Source organism: Streptomyces erythrochromogenes, from assembly GCF_040684695.1.
GTDB lineage: Bacteria > Actinomycetota > Actinomycetes > Streptomycetales > Streptomycetaceae > Streptomyces > Streptomyces erythrochromogenes_C.
Genome location: NZ_JBFBGM010000030.1, coordinates 61,196 through 79,031 on the forward strand (window position 1 = coordinate 61,196; position 17,836 = coordinate 79,031).

The following is a 17,836-nucleotide window of genomic DNA, read 5'->3' on the forward strand; positions in this document are numbered from 1 at the left end:
GGCCACGGTGGTGGAGGTGGGGTGCGGCACGGGCTACTACCTGGCCAGGCCACCGCCTGCCGGACGGTGACACGACCTAGAGCGATTCGTCGGCGGCCCGGTCCATGAACGTCTGCACCGCGGCCAGCTGCGCCCGTACCGCCTCGGCGAACTCGGCGTCGGCCTTCGCGACATCGACCCCTTCGGGGCCCTTGCCGTACCAGTCCGTCGCCAGCTGCCCCACGCGCGCGGACCGGGTGTCGATCGCCGCCAGGTCCTTCCGCCCCTCGGGCGGTGCCACGAGGCGCGCCGTCGTGACGGCGCGGGCGAGGTCGGTGTTGGCCGGCGCGTATCCGTTCTCGAACTGGCGCCTCCGCTCCTGCTCGGACTTGGCCGGGTCGAGGCTCACGGTCAGCAGCTGGGTGGCCTGCTGGACGTACGTGTTCGCGGCCCCGGCCAGGTCCACGTAGGCCGCCCGGCGGATGTCCGAGCGGCGGTCCTGGGCCTCCTCCCGGCGAGTGTCCTTGGCCTCGAAGTAGGCGAGCGTGCTCCCGGTGAGGCCGGCCAGGGCGCCGATCAGTGCCCCCGCGAGCGCGGCGGTCGTCGTACTCGGCTGCCTCCGGCGGCCATTCGACCCGTCATCGGCCTTGTCCTTCTTCTGCGTCATGCATTTACCCGTACCGCGGCCGGCCCGGCGCGGCACCTGCAACCACCTGGAGGCACGAAGCCGCGAACACGCCGGGACCGCTCGAAGGAATTACCCGGGCGATCACGCCCCCTCCTCACTCTCGCCCTCCCCTCACTCTGATCATTTACCGGTTCGGCAATTCCTCCGAATGGGCCGCGGGGAATGCGGGCAGGTTCTCGGCGCACCCTTCGCAGGTGGCGCGGGCCCCGACGCCACGATCCGCGGCCCGGTTGCGTGACATGCGTCACGACGGGAACCTCGGCGCCGGAGGGCTTCCCGGGCGCGCCACCCCCTCGACATTTCGACATTTGTCCGTTTTGGATTCGACATTCCCCTCTCCTGCGGGAACGGAATCTCGGCTACCGCCTTACCCGGCCCCTACTTCCCTGGTCACGGGCGTTCCTGAATGCACATCACATGGTTGTGCCAGTGACCAGATCGTGACCATGCACGATCAACGGCCCGTTTCAAGCCGCGAGCCGAATCCCCCGTGTGAGCGCGAAACGGAAACTTGCCAGGTCAATGGCGGGCTTCTAAGAATGTCGACCATTCCGGCGTCCCGCAGTTCCGGCGCCGGGAGCTTCGCGATCACCGAATGAGGTTACGCATGCAGAAGCATCGGAAGAAGAAGCAGTACCGCAAGATAATCATCGGCGTCAGCGCACTCGGAATCGTGGGTGTCCCCACGGCCGCCATGGCCTGCTTCGACACGGGCGGCGACGACACCGGCCGCACCCGTACCGCGAGCCACCAGGCGCAGCGCCCCTGGCAGTACCAGCCCTCGGGCAACCCGGACCTCATGGTCCCGGCGGACGTCCCGACGACGCCGAGCAGCCCCACCGCGCCCGCGCAGCCGGTCGAGGAGACCTCCCGGCCGACGCAGGCCCAGCCCCCGCAGACGGAGGCGCCGCAGCCCTCGCAGCCGCCGCAGGCACAGCCGCAGCCCGCGAAGCCGCCGGTCACCAAGAAGCCGCAGGCGCCGCAGCCGCCGAAGACCTCGACCGCGCCGACCGCCTCCGGCTCCGTCGCCGCGGTCCTCGCCCTGGTCAACCAGGAGCGCGCCGCCGCCGGATGCCAGGCCGTCACCCTGAACGCGAAGCTCACGAAGGCCGCGCAGGACCACAGCGCGGACATGGCCGCGAACAGCAACATGTCCCACACGGGCTCCGACGGCTCCGACCCGGGCGCGCGCATCACCCGCGCCGGCTACGCGTGGAGCACGTACGGCGAGAACGTGGCCTACGGCTACAGCACGCCCGAGAAGGTCATGGAGGGCTGGATGAACAGCCCCGGCCACCGCGAGAACATCCTGAACTGCTCCTTCAAGGAGATCGGCATCGGCCTCGCCCAGCCGAACTCCTACTGGACCCAGGACTTCGGCACGGCCCGCTGACCCCGCCCCGAGCCGCGACACCGGACGGCAGACCCACGAAGGGTCTGCCGTCCGCCTGTCAGAACCGGTACACCACTCCGCGCCAGGTCCAACCCGCGCCGAGCACCATGTCGCGCAGGCGGTTCTTCATGTCCCGCGAGTCAAAGCGGAACGTCTCGACCTTGCGCCGCCGGCCGTCGGGCCCCTTCTCGAAGGTCCACTCCCGGGCGACCCTGGGCGCAGGGCCGCTCCCGGACTCACGCGACACGGCCAACTTGGGCGGATCCCCGACCCACGTCACCTGCACTTGCTCGTCGAGCGTGCGCACCTCGCGCTCCCCCGGGATGAAGCGCATCCGGATCTTGAGCCTCAGCTCCACTTGCTTGCGGGAGAGGCCGGAGCCCGAGGCCGGCTTCATCACCCGCCACTCCGCCACCAGGTCGGCCTTCTCCTTCGGGAAGGCATACCGGATACGGAACGGCACATCCTGGCCGTTGAGCGCAAGAAGTGCTTCCCGGAGCTCCATGGTCGGCAGCGGCGCGACACCGCTGTCGGGGTACCGGGTGCCGGTGTACTTGTCCCAGAGACGTCCCATCGTCAGCTCACCACACCGTTGTCCGGGCGTACCGAGCGTACGAAGTCTTGGAATTGGTGCAGGACTTCGCCGTGTTGGGCCGTGGTGGCAGTCAGGGCCAGACGGATCATCGCCCGCTTGTGCGGGTTCTCCGTGTCCACGAGGGACAGGTACACCTGGGACTGGACGAGCTCATGGCGGGCGCCGTCGGCCACGGCCGAGAAACCCAGCCGCTGGGTCAGGGCGGGCGCGTCCTCGGAACCGACCTCGCTGCGGTGGACCAGCTCCACCGACTCGGCGAACTCACGCAGTCGCTCCACCGACGCATCGGCGATCTCGGCCAGAGTCACCCCGTCCTTCGGGAACCCGCCGTCGATGGTGATGTTTGCGGTGAACCCGGCGCCCGGCCGGGAATGCACCGCGGCGAAAGCCACATCTGACACCCCGGCCCCCTCCGAACGGGCCGGGAGCCACCCCTCCGGCAGCCGGAACTCGATCGGCACCGGCAGTACTGTGGGCATCTCCAACCTTCCCTTCACTGAGACAGACGTAGGTCGATCAACCAGTTTCTGAAGTCGCCGACCGCTTCGCCGACCGAGTCGGCCGCGGCCCCGACGGCCTCCTTCACCTTGGCAGGATCGACGGTGATCTCGAACCCCAGTGCGCCGCCCCTCGGGAGGGAAGCACCCGCGTCGGCGTCGAGCCTCCACACGCCCGTCGTCTCGTCGTGCTTCCAACCCGCCCATGCCTTGGCACCGGGCCCGTTCCACCCCTCGGCAGTTCCGCCGATGCCGATCCCCGCATACTCCAGCCCCCCGGCAACACCGGCCTTCGCCCCGGCGAACGCCTTCACCCCCAGCGTGACCTCTTCCTTGGTCGCCTGGGCAGTGCCGCTCACCTCGCCGCCCGCGAAGCCCTCGAAACGCCCGTATGTACCGAAACGACCGGTCTCGGCACGTCCCTCGGCCAGTGCCCGTAGTCCCACGGATCCCTCGGCTTTGGCGACGACGCCCTCGCCGGTGACGCCGTAGTTCGCGGTGGCTCTGGCACCCCCATAGACATCGGCGATCCCGGACAGCGCCCAGTCGCCCTTGGGCATCGATCCTTCCGCGGTCACATGGAAGAGATCGGCGTACGCCTTGACCGAGCCCTCCTTGCCGTACTTGACACCGCTGACGGTGAAGCCCAGATCGGGCCCGGTAACCGTCACCCTTCCCTCGGGTCCGCCGGTCTTCGCAGGCGCGGCCTCGGACTTCTCGAACCTCTTGAGGTCGCCCTCCGCGTAGTTGTTGAACCCGGTGAGGGTCCCGTCCGCGCCGCTGCCCTTGCCGAGGGCATCCTTGTTCCTGTCGACCACGGCCGCTGTGAGGGCGTCGTGGACGTGTTGGTCTGCGTCGGCGGCGGCCTTCACCCGGTCGTCGATGTGCTTCTGCCACTTGCCGACCGCCGTCCGAACGGCCTCCTGGCCGTCGGGGTCGTGGTGATAGGCACTGCGTTCGGCGGGCGTCAGCTTGGAGTAGTCGAATGCGACACGCCCCTGCTCCGAAACGGTCATGCCAGCGGCGATCGCGTCGTCGCGGGCACTCTCCAGCTTCTTCCTGAGATCCGTGAGCAGCTCGTGCGCACCCCGTAGCAGGCTGGCGACGGCCTTGGCCTGGCGCTGCGCGGCGGAGTACTCGTAGCGGGTCGCCGTAAACTTCACCCGGGCGGTCTGGACGCTGAGGCCGGACCAGGTGTCACCCATGGTGATCTTCTGGACGGTGTCGCCGTAGTGGGTCTCGATCTTCTGCAGCTCGCCCGCCATCGCCTCCCACTTGGCAGCGGCCGTCGTCAGCAGGCCCAGATCCGTGGTCAGGATTTCGTAGTAGGTCAGCACCGGAACCCCTACATCCGGCTCAGTTGCGACTGCGACGCGAACTGGTTGCCCAGGCCGATGTCGTTGCTCGCGAAAGAACCCGAGGCTCGGCGCAGGTCGTCCTTCTCCCCGGCGAGGCGACCCAACAGGGTCGCGACCTGCTGGTCCCAGGTGTCCGCCACCTTCTTCAGGGCGGCCGCGGTCTGCCAGCCCTCGAAGCCCTTCCGGGCGGCCTCGGTGGCCTCGTCCGCGTCCCCGGTGTGCTTCTTGGTCTCGGGCTCCAGATAGGTCTGTATCGTGCTCGCCGCCGCGTTCTTCTCGGCGGGCGACGAGGCGAAGTCCGAGGCCCCGCCCCGAACGAACGGCCCGGACGGCGACGGGGTCACGCCCGGGGCGTACGGCACCACCGACGGCGCGGTGGCACCCGGAGCGTACGGGCCCGACCGCGGACCGCTGTTCACACGCATGTCGACCTGCTGATCCGGTATCGGACCTGCCGCGTCTGTCATTTCTGCGCCTCCCCCATGATCGGAGGCTGATCCTATGCAAACTGCGAAGGTACTTGCCAGGCACAGCAGGCTCGTTGGGCGGCTTGGCCTCCGGAATCGGCTACCCCCCGTAGAACCGTTCCTCGACCACCGCGCGGGCGCGGCGCGTGATGCGGCGGTAGTCGTCCAGCAGCTCGCCGACCGTGCCCTCCGCGTAGCCGAGGTAGCGGCCCACCGCCGCCAGTTCGCGGGCCTCGGACGGGAAGGTGTCCCCGGCGCGGCCGCGTACCAGCATCACGGCGTTGCGGACCCGGGTCGCCAGGACCCAGGCCTCGTCCAGGATCTGCGCCTCGTCGGTCGGGAGCAGCCCGGCCGCGTGGGCGGCGGCGAGGGCCTCACGGGTACGGGTGGTCCGCAGGCCCGGTTCGGCCCAGGCGTGCTGCATCTGCAGCAGCTGCACGGTCCACTCGACGTCGCTCAGGCCGCCGCGGCCCAGCTTGGTGTGCAGGGTCGGGTCGGCGCCGCGCGGCATCCGCTCCGACTCCATCCGGGCCTTGAGGCGGCGGATCTCCCGTACGGCGTCCTCCCCGAGGCCCTCCGCCGGGTAGCGCAACGGGTCGATGAGCTCGATGAAGCGGCGGCCCAGCTCCTCCTCGCCGGCGACCGGCTCGGCCCGCAGCAGCGCCTGGCTCTCCCAGGTCAGCGACCAGCGCCGGTAGTAGGCGGCGTAGGAGGCCAGGGTGCGCACCAGGGGGCCGGAGCGGCCCTCGGGGCGCAGGTCGGCGTCGATGAGCAGCGGCGGGTCCGCGGTGGGCAGCTGGAGCAGTCGGCGCATCTCGGCGATGACGGTCTGGGCGGCCTTGGCGGCCTCCTGTTCGTCGACGCCCTCGCGGGGTTCGTGGACGAAGAGGACGTCGGCGTCTGATCCGTAGCCCAGTTCGTGGCCGCCGAAGCGGCCGACGCCGATGACGGCGAAACGGGTGGGCAGGGTGTCGCCGAAGTGCGACTGCACGGCGGCGCGCAGGGCGCCCGCGACGGTCGCGGCGGTGAGGTCGGAGACGGCCCCGCCGACCCGGTCGACGAGGGCTCCGTGGTCCTCCTCGGCCGGGTTGTCCTCCGTACCGTACGAGCCGATGATGTCGGCCGCGGTGGTGCGGAACAGCTCGCGGCGGCGCACGCCGCGGGCGGCGGCGACGGCGGCCTCGGGGGTCTCGGCGCGCCCGACGGCGGCCAGGACCTCCTGTTCCAGGGCCTCGTGCGTACGGGGCTGCAGGCCCTCGGGGTCGCCGAGCAGGGCCACCGCCTCGGGGGCCCGCATCAGCAGGTCGGGGGCGAGGCGTCCGGCGGACAGCACGCGGGCGAGGTTCTCGGCGGCGGCGCCCTCGTCGCGCAGCAGGCGCAGGTACCAGGGGGTCTTGCCGAGGGCGTCGGAGACCTTGCGGAAGTTCAGCAGGCCGGCGTCCGGGTCGGCGGAGTCGGCGAACCAGCCGAGCATCACGGGCAGCAGGGTGCGCTGGATGGCGGCCTTGCGGGTGACGCCGGAGGCGAGGGCTTCGAGGTGGCGCAGGGCCGAGGCCGGGTCGGCGTAGCCGAGGGCTTCCAGGCGCTGGCCGGCGGCGCGCGGGGAGAGCCGGGTCTCGCCGGGGGTGAGCTGGGCGACGGCGTCGAGCAGCGGCCGGTAGAAGAGCTTCTCGTGCAGGCGCCGGACGACGGAGGCGTGGCGGCGCCAGGCCTTGTTGAGTTCGGCGACGGGTTCGGTGCGCAGGCCCATGGAGCGGCCCAGGCGCCGCAGGTCGTTCTCGTCCTCGGGGACCAGGTGGGTGCGGCGCAGCCGGTAGAGCTGGATGCGGTGCTCCATGGCGCGCAGGAAGCGGTACGCGTCGTGCAGCTGGGCGGCGTCGGCGCGGCCGACGTAGCCGCCGGCGGCGAGGGCGTGCAGGGCGTCGAGGGTGCTGCCGGAGTGCAGGGTGGCGTCGCTGCGGCCGTGGACGAGCTGGAGGAGCTGGACGGCGAACTCGACGTCGCGCAGGCCGCCGGGGCCGAGCTTGAGTTCGCGGTCGACCTGGGCGGCCGGGATGTTGTCGACGACGCGGCGGCGCATCTTCTGGACGTCGGCGACGAAGTTCTCGCGTTCGGCGGCCTGCCAGACCAGGGGGCTTATGGCGTCGATGTAGTCGGAGCCCAGGGCTTCGTCGCCGGCGACGGCGCGGGCCTTGAGGAGGGCCTGGAACTCCCAGGTCTTGGCCCAGCGCTGGTAGTAGGCCAGGTGGGAGGCGAGGGTGCGGACGAGGGGGCCGTTGCGGCCCTCGGGGCGGAGGTTGGCGTCGACGGGCCAGATGGTGCCCTCGACGGTGGTCTCGGAGCAGATCCGCATCAGGTGCGAGGCGAGGCGGGTGGCGGCCTGGAGCGCCTTGCCCTCGTCCGCTCCGTCCCCTACGGCTCCGCCGTGGGGAGACCCCACTGCAGCATCCCCGACGAAGATGACGTCGACGTCGGAGACGTAGTTGAGCTCGTTGCCGCCGCACTTGCCCATCGCGATGACGGCGAGGCGGCAGATGGCCGCGTCCTCGGGGGCGGCGGCGGTGGCGATCCGCAGGGCGGCGCGCAGGGTGGCGGTGGCGAGGTCGGCGAGCTCGGCGGCGGTCTGGGCGACGTCGATGGTGCCGCAGACGTCGCGGGCCGCGATGGAGAGCAGGCAGCGCCGGTAGGAGACGCGCAGGGCGACGGGGTCGTGGGCGTCGGCGAGGCCGCGCTCGAACTCGGGGAGACCCGGGTGCAGGTCGGCGGCCTCGTAGGTGACGAGGTCGATCCAGTCGCGGGGGTGGCGGGCGAGGTGGTCGCCGAGGGCCTCGGAGGCGCCGAGCACGCCGAGGAGGCGGTCGCGCAGGGGCTTGGCGCTGACGAGGGTGTCGAGGAGCCCGGGGAGTTCGCCGTCGGGCTGCGCCTCGGCGAGGCGGACCAGGCCGCGCAGGGCCAGGTCGGGGTCGGCGGTCGCGCCGAGGGCGTCGAGGAGCACGGGATCGGCGCGTACGGCGGCGAGCGCGTCGGAGTCGAGCAGCCTGGCGGCTGCGGAGGGGTCGGTGAAACCGCTGCGGAGCAGCCGGATGAAGGTGCTGCTCCTGCGTCCCGGGACCGTCATCCCGCCGCCTCCCGCGGTCGTCGCTGCCACTGCCTTGGCTCTGCGTTGCACTGCCCTGACCTGCCTGGGTCGAGCCTAGCCGGAGCAGGCGTTCGACTCACCGGGACGTACCATGGCCTGGATTATCGGATTATCCGAACATTTATGGCGTCATGGGGCCCGCTCCTCGCCGACCGGCCACGAGGAGCCCCATGCCCGACGGACACCCCGGCCCCGGTCCCGCCGCGGGCGACGGTGTCCCACCGGTGTACGGGCCGTACGGGCAGTACGCGTCGTACGAGCAGCACGGGCAGTACCAGTGGAACCAGTGGGACCAGTGGACCGAGTGGAACCAGCAACCCCAGCAGTACCACCAGCCCCACATACCCCACCAGCACCAACACCCCGAGCCCGTACGTGAGTTTCACCATGCCCCGCAGCACCCGCAGGGGCCCCAGGGATTCCCACAGCCCTTTCTGTCGCAGCAGGTCCACGGGACGCCCACCCCGGAGACCCGCCTCCCGCCCGACGCGGCCGTAGCCGCACGCTCAGCCGCGGAGGCAGCGGCCGACCCCGGCACCGCCGACAGCCCGGCACGGGCCTCCGCACCGCCGGAACAGCACACCGGCCGCAGGGCCACCCGGCGCGCCCGCGAAACCGACGCCGCACCCCCGAAGCAGCAGGGCCGCAGAGCCGCCCGCCGGGCCGGCGGGCCCCCGCCACAGGCACAGGACGCGGCCGAGGCCGCACTGCCGGAGCAGCGCGGCCGCAGAGCCGCACGCCGGGCCGGCGGGCCCCAGGCCGCGTCGCAGACCGAGCGCGGGCGGGCCGCCGCACGCCCCGGCGGCCAAGGCGCGGCCGAGGCCGACACCACCGCCCCGCACACCGCCGGCAGAGCCGCACGCCGGGCCGCGCGGGGCGAAGCCGAAGCCGCACCCCCGGAGCAGCGCGGCCGCAGGGCCGCGCGCCGGGCCGGCGGAGCGTCGCCGCAGGCGCGGGACGAAGCCGAAGCCGCACCCCCGCAGCAGCAGGGCCGCAGGGCCGCGCGCCGGGCCGGCGGGCCCGGGGTCACACCGCCGGCCCGTGGAGCATCGCCGCAGGCGCAGCGGCAGGCGCAGCGGCCCCACCGCTGGGCCCGCCTGGTCAAGGCCGTCGCCCTCTGTGCGGCCCTCGCCGCCACCGGCATGCTCGTGCTCCGCGGCAACGAAGCCCTCGCCGGCCTGGCCGCCCACCCCCCTGCCGTAGCAACGCCGCAGGCGACCGGCGCCGTACCCGACCCCGGCCGCATCGTCCAGATCGTCGCGCACCCCGACGACGACCTGTACTTCATGAATCCGGACCTGCGTTACTCCATATCCGCCGGCCACCCCGTGGCCTCCGTCTACCTCACCGCGGGCGAAGCCGACGGCATCAACGCCACCGCCGCCAAAGGGGCGGCCGCCAAGCCCGACAAGCCCGCCTACGCCGAGGCCCGCCAGAACGGCATCCGCGCCGCCTACGCCCAGATGGCCACCGGCGACCGCACCAGCGCCTGGCAGCGCACCGTCGTCCCGACGAAGGGAGGCGGCCACGCCGAGGTCGACGTCCTCGTCGCGAAACCCCAGGTCAACCTCGTCTGGCTGCAGCTGCGCGAGGCCGGCCACGGCTACGCCGACGTGCCCGACAGCCTGCACGGCCTGTGGAACGGCAAGGTCGCCCGCCTGGAGTCGATGCTCTCCTCCCGCACCCCGGTCAAGCAGCGGTTCGCGTACTCCAAGGAGCAGGTCGTCCAGACCCTCGTCGGCGTCCTGGAGCAGTACCGGCCGACCACCGTCCGCTTCCAGGACCCGACCCCCGGCCGGTACCCCGACACCAAGCAGTACACCGACCACCAGGACCACTTCTACGGCGCCCGGTTCGTGCAGATGGCCACCGCCGCCTACGCCAAGGACGTCAAGGACCGCCCGCACTTCGCGGTGCAGAACTACGTCGGCTACTTCAACGGCTCCCTCCCCAGCGCCCTGGACCCGCAGGAGGCCAAGGAGAAGCTGGACAGCCTCGACACCTACGCCTGGCTCGACCGGCAGAACCACTGCGGCAGCGACGCCGGCTGCGGCGACCTCAAGGTGTCCGACCGGCCGTCCGGCAACCGGTGGACGGACACCGTCAACTACGCCCGCGGCACCGGCACCGACTGGCTGACCTCCGACAAGGACCACGGCCTGTGGGCCTTCAAGGTGCTCGACGGCCAGGTCGCCGTCTGGCACCGGCCCGGCCCGGTCGGCCCCTGGCGGGGACCGGACCTGCTGCCCGGCACCGGGATGGACCCGGGCGCCGGCGCGGTGACGCTGAAGGACGGCCGCATCGCGGTCTTCGGCACCCGCACCTCCTTCGGTGCCCGGCCCGCCGACTACCGGCGCGAGGTCGTCTACACGGTCCAGACGCAGCCCGGGGCGGACGGGTTCGGCGAGTGGCAGTCGCTCGGCACCCCCGAGACCTCGGACGAGACGTGGACCTCCGACATCAGCGCGCCGGCCGTCTCGGTCGACGGCACCGGGCAGCCGGCGGCGTACGTGCGCGACGGCGCGTACGGCCTGCGCGGCCGGGTGCAGCGGCCGGACGGCGGCTGGGGGCCCTGGGAGAAGCTCGGCGGCGAGGACCTGCACGGCGCCCCGGTCACCGCGACCGACGGCGCGGGGCGGCGCATGGTCCTGTCCGCGACGTCGAAGACGGTCGTCGGCTGGGCGCAGCCCGGGCCGGGCGCCCCGCTGGGCCCCGTCACCGCCACCGGGCTGCCCGACACCGCGCTGCCGCTGACCGCGGCGGGCCGCGAGGGCGGGGTGCGGCTGTGGTTCCGCAAGCCCGGCTCGGGCAACGTCCGTACCGCCCTGCTGACGGCCGACGACGGGCTGAAGGTCAACAACATGACCGACCTCGGCGGACTGAACGGCTTCGGCTCGGTGACGGCGAGCGGGCACGTGCTGGCGGGCCGCGCGGCGGGCGGACAGCTCGGCTCGGAGGTCGGGCCGGGCCGGCCGTGGGGGCGCTCCCCGCTGATGTTCGTCGGCGCGCCCTCCTCCACGACGACCGGGCGGAACCTGGTCAGCCTGGCGGTGGTGGGGCTCGACGCGCGGCTGTACGTGACCTCGTCGGCGGACGCCCCGGACGCGTACCTCGCGCCGTGGCAGCCGGTGGGCCCGCGCAACGCCGCTCCCTGAGATCCCCGCCCCCGTCCCCCGCGATCAGCTCCGCGTCTCCTCGCGGGGTCCGGCAGCGGCCGCATCGGGTACGAGGAGCAGCTTGCCGGTGGTGCGCCGGGCCTCCAGATCGCTGTGGGCCCGGGCGGCCTCGGACAGTGCGTAGCGGCCCGTCACGGTGACCTCGAGCGCCTTGGAGCGCACCCACTCGAACACATCGGCGGCCCGGCGCAGCAGTTCGGACCGGTCGGCGATGAAGTCCCCGAGGCTGGGCCGGATCAGGGTCAGCGAACCGCCGTGGGCGAGCCTGATCGGGTCGAACGGCGGCACGGCACCGCTTGCCGCGCCGAAGAGCACGAGATGGCCGCGGGTCCGCAGGCTGGCGAGGCTCGCGTCGAAGGTGTGCGCGCCGACGCCGTCGAAGACGACCGGCAGTCCCTGACCGCCGTTGAGCCGCCTCACCTCGGCTGCGAGATCGTCGACCGCGGAGGAGAGGATCACCTCGGCGGCCCCGGCGCGCTTCGCCAGCTCGGCCTTGGCCGCGGTCGACGTCGTGCCGATCACCCTGCCGCCGAGATGGGTGATGAGCTGGGTCAGAAGCAGCCCCATGCCACCGGCGGCCGCATGCACGAGCACCGTGTCGCCGCCCCGAACCGGGTAGGCGTCCTTGATGAGATAGTGCGCGGTCATGCCCTGGAGGAGCACGGCGGCGGCCGTCTCGAAGTCGATGTCGTCGGGCAGCGGCACCAGCCGGGAGGAGTCCACGACGGCCCGTTCGGCATACGAGCCGGGAATCTCCACCCAACCGACCCGGTCCCCGACCGCGACGTCGGCGACACCGGGTCCGACTTCGACGACCGTGCCGACGCCCTCGGCGCCCGGGGTGAAGGGCAGCGGGAGGCTGTAGCGGCCCTCGCGGTGATAGACGTCGAGGAAGTTGACCCCGGACGCGGCGACCTCCACGACCGCCTCGCCCGGACCCGGCCGCGGCAGGTCCACCTCGGCCTCCTGCAGCACCTCGGGACCGCCCACCTCGTACACCTGAATCGCTCGCATGACCCTCCGATCAACAGCTTGTCCCCCCACCAACCCCCTTGATGGCGATCCGATTCCCGGCCGGCAGACCGGTCCGCGCGTCCGCACCACCACCGCCACCGCCACCGCCACGGCCACCGCCTGGAGTGGACGAACAGCCTCCGCTTTGGCGGCACTTATCCGCCCCGTCCCCGGCTTTCCGCACAACAGGAGTCATCGGCCGCTCCGGTGAACCAAGTCCGCCGATTCGGCCTCTCTCTGACTGCTCAGTCATTTCTCCTGCCGGAACGAACCCGAGGCGTGCCCGATGCCGTTGACCCGTCGCCGCTTCGCGGCCCTGCTCACCGTGCTGACAGCCGGCACCACCGGCGTACTGTCCGTGGCCTCCGGCCAGCAGACCTCCGCCGGGGCCACCCCGGGGAAGGCCCCGACCGTCGTCCTGCCCGCGAGCGTCACCACCGGCTCGGTCGTGCAGGTCGTCGCGCACCCCGACGACGACCTGTTCTTCATGAACCCCGACCTCAGCCGCTCCCTGCGCTCCGGCACCCAGGTCACCACCGCCTACCTCACCTCGGGCGAGTCCGACGGCCGCAACGAGGCGCACGGCGACGCGGCCAGCGATCCCGAACAGCCCGCCGACCGCGCCCACTACGCGGAGGCGCGGCAGAACGGCATCCGGTCCGCCTACGCCCAGATGGCCACCGGCGACCGCACCAGCGCGTGGCGGCGCACCGTCGTCCCCACCGCCGGCGGGGGCCGTGCCGAGGTCGACGTACTCATAGCCAAACCGCAGGTCAACCTGGTGTGGCTGATGCTGCGCGAGGCCCGCAGCACCGGCCAGGAAACCCCCGAGAGCCTGCGCGGCCTGTGGAACGGCCGGATACCCGCGCTGGAATCGCAGCTGACCTCCGGGACCCCGGTCAAGCAGGGCTTCTCGTACACCAAGGACCAGCTGATACAGGCGATAGCCGGGGTCCTGGAGCAGTACCGGCCCACGACGATACGCATGCAGGACCCGACGCCAGGCCGGTACGGGGAGAACGGCCGCTTCACCGACCACCAGGACCACATGTACGGCGCCCGCTTCGTGCAGGCCGCCACCACCGCCTACGCCGAACAGGTCCAGCGGCGCCCGCACTTCTCGGTCCAGAGCTACCTCGGCTACCACAACAGCACGCTCCCGCACTCGCTGGACCCGCAGACGGCCGAGACGAAGACCGGCTACCTGCGGACCTACGCCTGGCAGGACCACCAGGACTACTGCGGAAGCCCCTCCGGCTGCGGCGACCGCAAGGTCGCGGGCAACCCGACCGGGCGCAACTGGGCCCAGTCGCTGCGCTACACCCGCGCCGACAACGCGTCCTGGCTGACGGAGGGGGCACCGGGCACCCTGTGGGCCTTCACCGTCCTCGACGGCCGCATGGCCTACTGGCGGCGCGACGCCGACGGGCTCTGGGAGAAGGCGGTCTTCCTCGCGGGCACGGGCATCGACCCGGGGGCGACCGCCGCCCGGATGCCCGACGGCCGCGTCGCCGTCCTCGCCACCCGCACCGTCCTCGGCCCCGCCCCCTCGGACTACCGGCGCGAGGTCGTGTACGCCGTCCAGGTCTCGACCGGCGGGGCCTTCGGCGCGTGGCAGTCGCTGGGCACCCCCGAGAAGGGCGACGACGACGGCACCTCGGCGATCAGCGCCCCCGCGGCGGCGGTCGACGCCCGCGGCCTCCTCACGGTCTACCTCCGCGACTCCCGCCGCACCCTGCGCGCCGTCGTCCAGCAGCCGGACGGCGGCTTCTCCCCCTGGCAGCGCCTGGGCGGCGAGGACCTGCAGAGCGACCCGGTCGCGGCGGTCGACGCCGCCGGACGGCGGCACGTGTACGCGACGACCACGGCCTCGGTGCTGGCCTGGACCCAGGCGGACCCGGACGGCCCGCTGCGCGGCCCCTCGCCGACGGGCCTGCCCGCCACGACGGTCCCCCTGACGGCCTCCCCGGACGGCGCGGGCGTCCGCCTGTACTTCCGGCGGCCCGACTCGGGGGTGGTGCGCACCGCCGTGGTCACGGCGGGGCCCGCGACCAGGCCCCAGGTCTCCGCCGTCACGGAGGCGGGCGGCCGGGCCGGCTACGGAGCGGTCGGCGCGGCGGGCCGCCACGTGGCGGGCCGCGCCGACAGCGGCACGGTCAGCACCTCCGGCCTCGGCGGCCCGCCGGCCTGGGCGGAGTCCCGGATGCTCTTCGCGGGCGCCCCGGCGGCGGTCCTGGAAGCGGGCGGCACGACGACCACGGCGGTCCTCGGCCTCGACGCCGAACTCCACACCTTCACCACCCCGTCCACCCCCACCCGCCCCACCTGGCACCGCGCGGTCCGCTGACGCTCAGGGGGGGCTGTACCCAGGGGTGGCTGCACCTAGGGGGCCGTGCCCAGGAGGTGGCCGTGCCTAGGGGGTGGCCGTCAGGAGGGCGTGGACACGGTCGGGGGTCCAGGTGCCGGCAGCTCCGGGGCAGGCGGAGAGGTACTCGGCGGTGTCCTGCCGGCTCCAGGGGCCGGAGTCCAGGAGGCCGGTGGCCAGGTGGCGCAGGTAGGCGGCGGCCGGGGTGCGCAGGGCGACGTCCCCCAGGGTCCACGGCGCGGTGAAGGTCACCACGGGGATCCCCTCGATCGTGCCCGGGCAGACGAGGGTCTCGTACCGGCCGGGGCCGAGGGCGTGGCGGCCGTCCCGCAGGACCGTCGTGAGGTCGAGGTCCGCGCCGGGTTCCCGGGCCATCTCCTGCGCGGCGATGTCGGACAGCTGGCCGGTGGTCACCAGGTGGGCCCGGCCGCGGAGCCGGCCGGGGGCGGTGGGGTCGTAGTAGCCGCGCCCGCCGGTCCACACCAGGGACTCGGTGGCGAAGTACAGCCGGCCGTCGAGCTCGACCGGGACGGAGCGCTCGGGCGCGCGCCGGTCGCGGCAGCCGGGGTGGGCGTGCGTCGCCCCCGGCGGGCTCCCGCCGGCGATGTAGGCGGTGAGGCGGTCCATGTGCATGTTGGAGCCGTAGGAGGCGTACCAGACCTGCTCGGGGGCGGGTACGGCCCGGGTGAGCGGGCGAACGGTGTGTACGGCCATGCACGGTTCCTCGGGGTCCTCGGGGCTGCGCGGTACGGCTTCCACCGGTTCGCCTGCTCGCGCCGGGCGGAACGTATGCGACACACCGGGCAAAGTTCTCCCCAAAGCTCTGGGTGCGCCGGAGCCCGGGTACGCCGCGGGGGCGGCCGACGTGGGTGTCGGTCCGCCCCCGCAACGCGGGCCGCCGGGGTCAGGCGCCCAGGTGGTGACCCTTCGCCCACTCCAGCTCGCCGTCCGCGACACAGTTCGAGGTGTAGACCGGGCCCGTGAACGCCGGGCGGCTGGCGGGCACCGCGGCGAGCGAGGAGCAGTTCGACGAGTAGCCAGCGCGACCGCCGGAGAAGTAGTCGATGTCGACCCCGTCGTTGGCCAGAGCGGCACCGGCCCCGCCCAGCAGGATGCCGGCGGCCAGGACGGACGCGGTGACAGCAGAACGAATACGCATGACTCCCCTAAGGATCTGTGGAACGACGACGCGCTGGTGAATGTGCGCGTCGGCCGGTCCAACAGCCCGGGGGCACCGCCGGGAACGGCAGTTCACTCCAATGCCCGCCGCTGTATCGTTTCGACATTTCGCGCCCCCTTCACGCCCCCCTGCGCACCCCCTGGGGCCGGGGGTGGAGCGGCACGGGCAGCCGGTCCAGCACGATGCCGAACCGGGTGCGGTAGGCCTCCCGTACCTCTTCGTCGGTCGCCAGTTCCTCCTCGCCGCGGTCGCCGTCGGCCGAGGTGGTGATGAGGGTGTGGTCGCGCAGGGTGATCCGGCCGCCGTCCTCGGTGATCCGGGAGCAGACCGGGCCCCTGGTGAAGCCGGACTCCGGGCTCGTGCTGTGCCACCAGGCGCCGGTCCGGAAGTCGGCGAGGACCCGGGGCCGGGTCTCCAGCCGGTACGCGGGCACGCCGTCGCGCAGCACGTCGAGGTCGCCCTCGGTACGGTCCGTACCGTCGGTGCCGTCCGTACCGTCCGTACCGTCGGTGCCGTCCGTGCCCTCCCCGGCCGGCCTGATCAGGAACACCCCGCCGGGATCCTTCTGCTCGCCCGGCTCGTCCAGGTCGAGCGGGTACGTGCTGTGCTCGCCGAAGCCCACGTCGGCGAGCCAGCGCCCGTCGACGCGCAGCGCGAGGTGGTCGTAGGGGATCCCCGGCTCGCCGTCCTTGCCGTACACCCGCGCCTGCAGGAGCTCCACCCGGTACCCGAGGGAGACCAGCAACTCGGCGAACCCGCCGTTCAGTTCGTAGCAGATGCCACCGCGCCCGGCGGTCACGAGCTTGTCGAAGAGGGCGTCGCGGGTGAGCGCGATCTCCTCGCCGAGGTGGATCGCCAGGTTCTCGAACGGCACGGTCCGCAGGTGCAGCAGGTGCAGTTCGCGCAGCGCCTCGGGCGAGGCCCGTCCGGGCCGCGAATCCACCCCCAGGCGGCGCAGGTAGGCATCGGTACGGGCATCGTCGAGAGGTTCCATCCCCCCACTCTCCCCACCCCGGCCCTTCGCCACCATGCGCCATTGGACCTAGTCCCCGCCCGAATCATCGATCATGAACCGATACGCGAACTCATGATCGACACACGGAGGAATGGGGCCATGGGGAACCTGGAGATGAGCACCGGCGACATGCGGGACGTGATCCGGCTGCTGACGGCGGTGGAGCGGACGCCCGAACAGGAGCGCGCGCTCGCCGTCGCCCGGGACCGGTGCGCGCAGATCGACGCCCGCTTCGAGGCAGACGACATCACGCTGGACGTGCCAGTCGTCCAGGCCCTGGAGGAACTGCTGGCGGGCAGCCCCAGCGCGGACATGGAGCCCGGCTACCGGTACGCCTTCCAGGCACTGGTGGCGATGAACTTCTCCGACACCTACGACCTCGGCCACTGGCGGCGGCCCTCCTGGTTCCACACCGTCGACGACGAGATGACCGGCCACGGGGTCCCCGCCGACCTGGCCCCCGCCGCACTCCTCTTCTCGGGCCCGCCGATCCGCCTCCCGCACCCGGGCGACGCCCTCCCGGCCATCGGCACCTTCCCGGCCTCCCGTGCCGCCGAACTGGTCGAGGCCTACGAGGCGGTCCTGGACCGCCTCGACCCCGAAGTCCGCGAGACGGCCCAGGTCCTGCTGGAGCCGATGCGGATCGAGGCCAGGGAATGGGAACGCACGAAGCAGGCGGGCCGCACAGAGGACACGGTCTTCTTCTGGATGCACTGACCGCCGGAGTGGGCGGCGGACAACCACAGGCCCGGCACGGCCTCCGGGCGGGGCGAGTGCACCTGGGGCGGCGCCCCCTGCCCCCACCCGGCGGCCTGGAGCGTACGGGTCAGCTCCGCCGCCGGCGACAGCTGGTGGGCCGCCTGCCCGGCCCACGCCACGGCATCCCCGGTCCTGTCACCCCCCGCCGCCGGCTGAGGGGCTCTCTCCGGCCCACGACCGGAACATCGTCAGGAGCTCGGTCAGGTTGCCG

At 72.8% G+C, this 17,836-nt stretch carries 14 protein-coding genes; 4 read left to right on the forward strand and 10 right to left on the reverse strand.

Going from position 1 to position 17,836, the window contains the following annotated elements; translation table 11 throughout:
• Positions 1 to 76: 76 nt before the first annotated feature.
• Positions 77 to 646: a hypothetical protein gene (locus AB0O53_RS32275; RefSeq protein WP_351001264.1), complete on the reverse strand. Its 570-nt coding sequence runs from the start codon at positions 644 to 646 to the stop codon at positions 77 to 79.
• Between the two features lie 628 nt (positions 647 to 1,274).
• Between AB0O53_RS32275 and AB0O53_RS32280 the strand changes: the two genes are divergently transcribed.
• Entirely contained in the window at positions 1,275 to 2,060 is a 786-nt protein-coding gene (locus tag AB0O53_RS32280) for a CAP domain-containing protein (RefSeq protein ID WP_365200350.1), read from the forward strand.
• 58 nt (positions 2,061 to 2,118) lie between these two features.
• Here the strand turns inward: AB0O53_RS32280 and AB0O53_RS32285 are convergent, their stop codons facing one another.
• From AB0O53_RS32285 to AB0O53_RS32305, 5 genes are all read right to left on the reverse strand, one after another.
• Positions 2,119 to 2,634 (reverse strand): hypothetical protein, encoded by a 516-nt coding sequence (locus AB0O53_RS32285; RefSeq protein WP_351001259.1) that lies wholly within the window; start codon positions 2,632 to 2,634, stop codon positions 2,119 to 2,121.
• A 2-nt stretch (positions 2,635 to 2,636) separates the two neighbouring features.
• The gene (locus AB0O53_RS32290; protein ID WP_351001257.1) at positions 2,637 to 3,134 is read right to left on the reverse strand and encodes a hypothetical protein; all 498 of its coding nucleotides are present in this window, start codon (positions 3,132 to 3,134) and stop codon (positions 2,637 to 2,639) included.
• A 14-nt stretch (positions 3,135 to 3,148) separates the two neighbouring features.
• On the reverse strand, positions 3,149 to 4,489 hold the full coding sequence (locus AB0O53_RS32295; protein WP_365200355.1) for a hypothetical protein: 1,341 nt from the start codon (positions 4,487 to 4,489) through the stop codon (positions 3,149 to 3,151).
• An 8-nt stretch (positions 4,490 to 4,497) separates the two neighbouring features.
• On the reverse strand, positions 4,498 to 4,935 hold the full coding sequence (locus tag AB0O53_RS32300; protein WP_351001248.1) for a hypothetical protein: 438 nt from the start codon (positions 4,933 to 4,935) through the stop codon (positions 4,498 to 4,500).
• Positions 4,936 to 5,077: 142 nt separating this feature from the next.
• On the reverse strand, positions 5,078 to 8,095 hold the full coding sequence (locus tag AB0O53_RS32305; RefSeq protein WP_365200357.1) for a bifunctional [glutamine synthetase] adenylyltransferase/[glutamine synthetase]-adenylyl-L-tyrosine phosphorylase: 3,018 nt from the start codon (positions 8,093 to 8,095) through the stop codon (positions 5,078 to 5,080).
• A gap of 191 nt (positions 8,096 to 8,286) precedes the next feature.
• On the opposite strand from AB0O53_RS32305, the gene AB0O53_RS32310 reads away from it, so the two are divergent.
• Entirely contained in the window at positions 8,287 to 11,271 is a 2,985-nt protein-coding gene (locus tag AB0O53_RS32310) for a PIG-L family deacetylase (RefSeq protein WP_365200359.1), read from the forward strand.
• Positions 11,272 to 11,295: 24 nt separating this feature from the next.
• Here the strand turns inward: AB0O53_RS32310 and AB0O53_RS32315 are convergent, their stop codons facing one another.
• Positions 11,296 to 12,306: a quinone oxidoreductase family protein gene (locus AB0O53_RS32315; protein WP_351001239.1), complete on the reverse strand. Its 1,011-nt coding sequence runs from the start codon at positions 12,304 to 12,306 to the stop codon at positions 11,296 to 11,298.
• Positions 12,307 to 12,592: 286 nt separating this feature from the next.
• Here AB0O53_RS32315 and AB0O53_RS32320 point away from each other — a divergent pair, with 286 nt between their 5' ends.
• Complete coding sequence (locus AB0O53_RS32320) at positions 12,593 to 14,653, forward strand: PIG-L family deacetylase (RefSeq protein ID WP_351001237.1); 2,061 nt, start codon at positions 12,593 to 12,595, stop codon at positions 14,651 to 14,653.
• Positions 14,654 to 14,719: 66 nt separating this feature from the next.
• Here AB0O53_RS32320 and AB0O53_RS32325 read toward each other — a convergent pair whose 3' ends face one another.
• The 3 genes from AB0O53_RS32325 to AB0O53_RS32335 form a co-directional block, all read right to left on the reverse strand.
• Positions 14,720 to 15,385, reverse strand: a complete 666-nt coding sequence (locus AB0O53_RS32325) for a histone deacetylase (protein WP_365200363.1) — start codon at positions 15,383 to 15,385, stop codon at positions 14,720 to 14,722.
• 190 nt (positions 15,386 to 15,575) lie between these two features.
• Positions 15,576 to 15,830, reverse strand: coding sequence for a hypothetical protein (locus AB0O53_RS32330; protein WP_351001231.1), 255 nt, complete (start codon positions 15,828 to 15,830; stop codon positions 15,576 to 15,578).
• A 139-nt stretch (positions 15,831 to 15,969) separates the two neighbouring features.
• Entirely contained in the window at positions 15,970 to 16,845 is an 876-nt protein-coding gene (locus AB0O53_RS32335; RefSeq protein ID WP_365200365.1) for an arylamine N-acetyltransferase family protein, read from the reverse strand.
• A gap of 120 nt (positions 16,846 to 16,965) precedes the next feature.
• Here AB0O53_RS32335 and AB0O53_RS32340 point away from each other — a divergent pair, with 120 nt between their 5' ends.
• Complete coding sequence (locus AB0O53_RS32340) at positions 16,966 to 17,583, forward strand: DUF7691 family protein (RefSeq protein ID WP_351001226.1); 618 nt, start codon at positions 16,966 to 16,968, stop codon at positions 17,581 to 17,583.
• Positions 17,584 to 17,836: the final 253 nt, after the last annotated feature.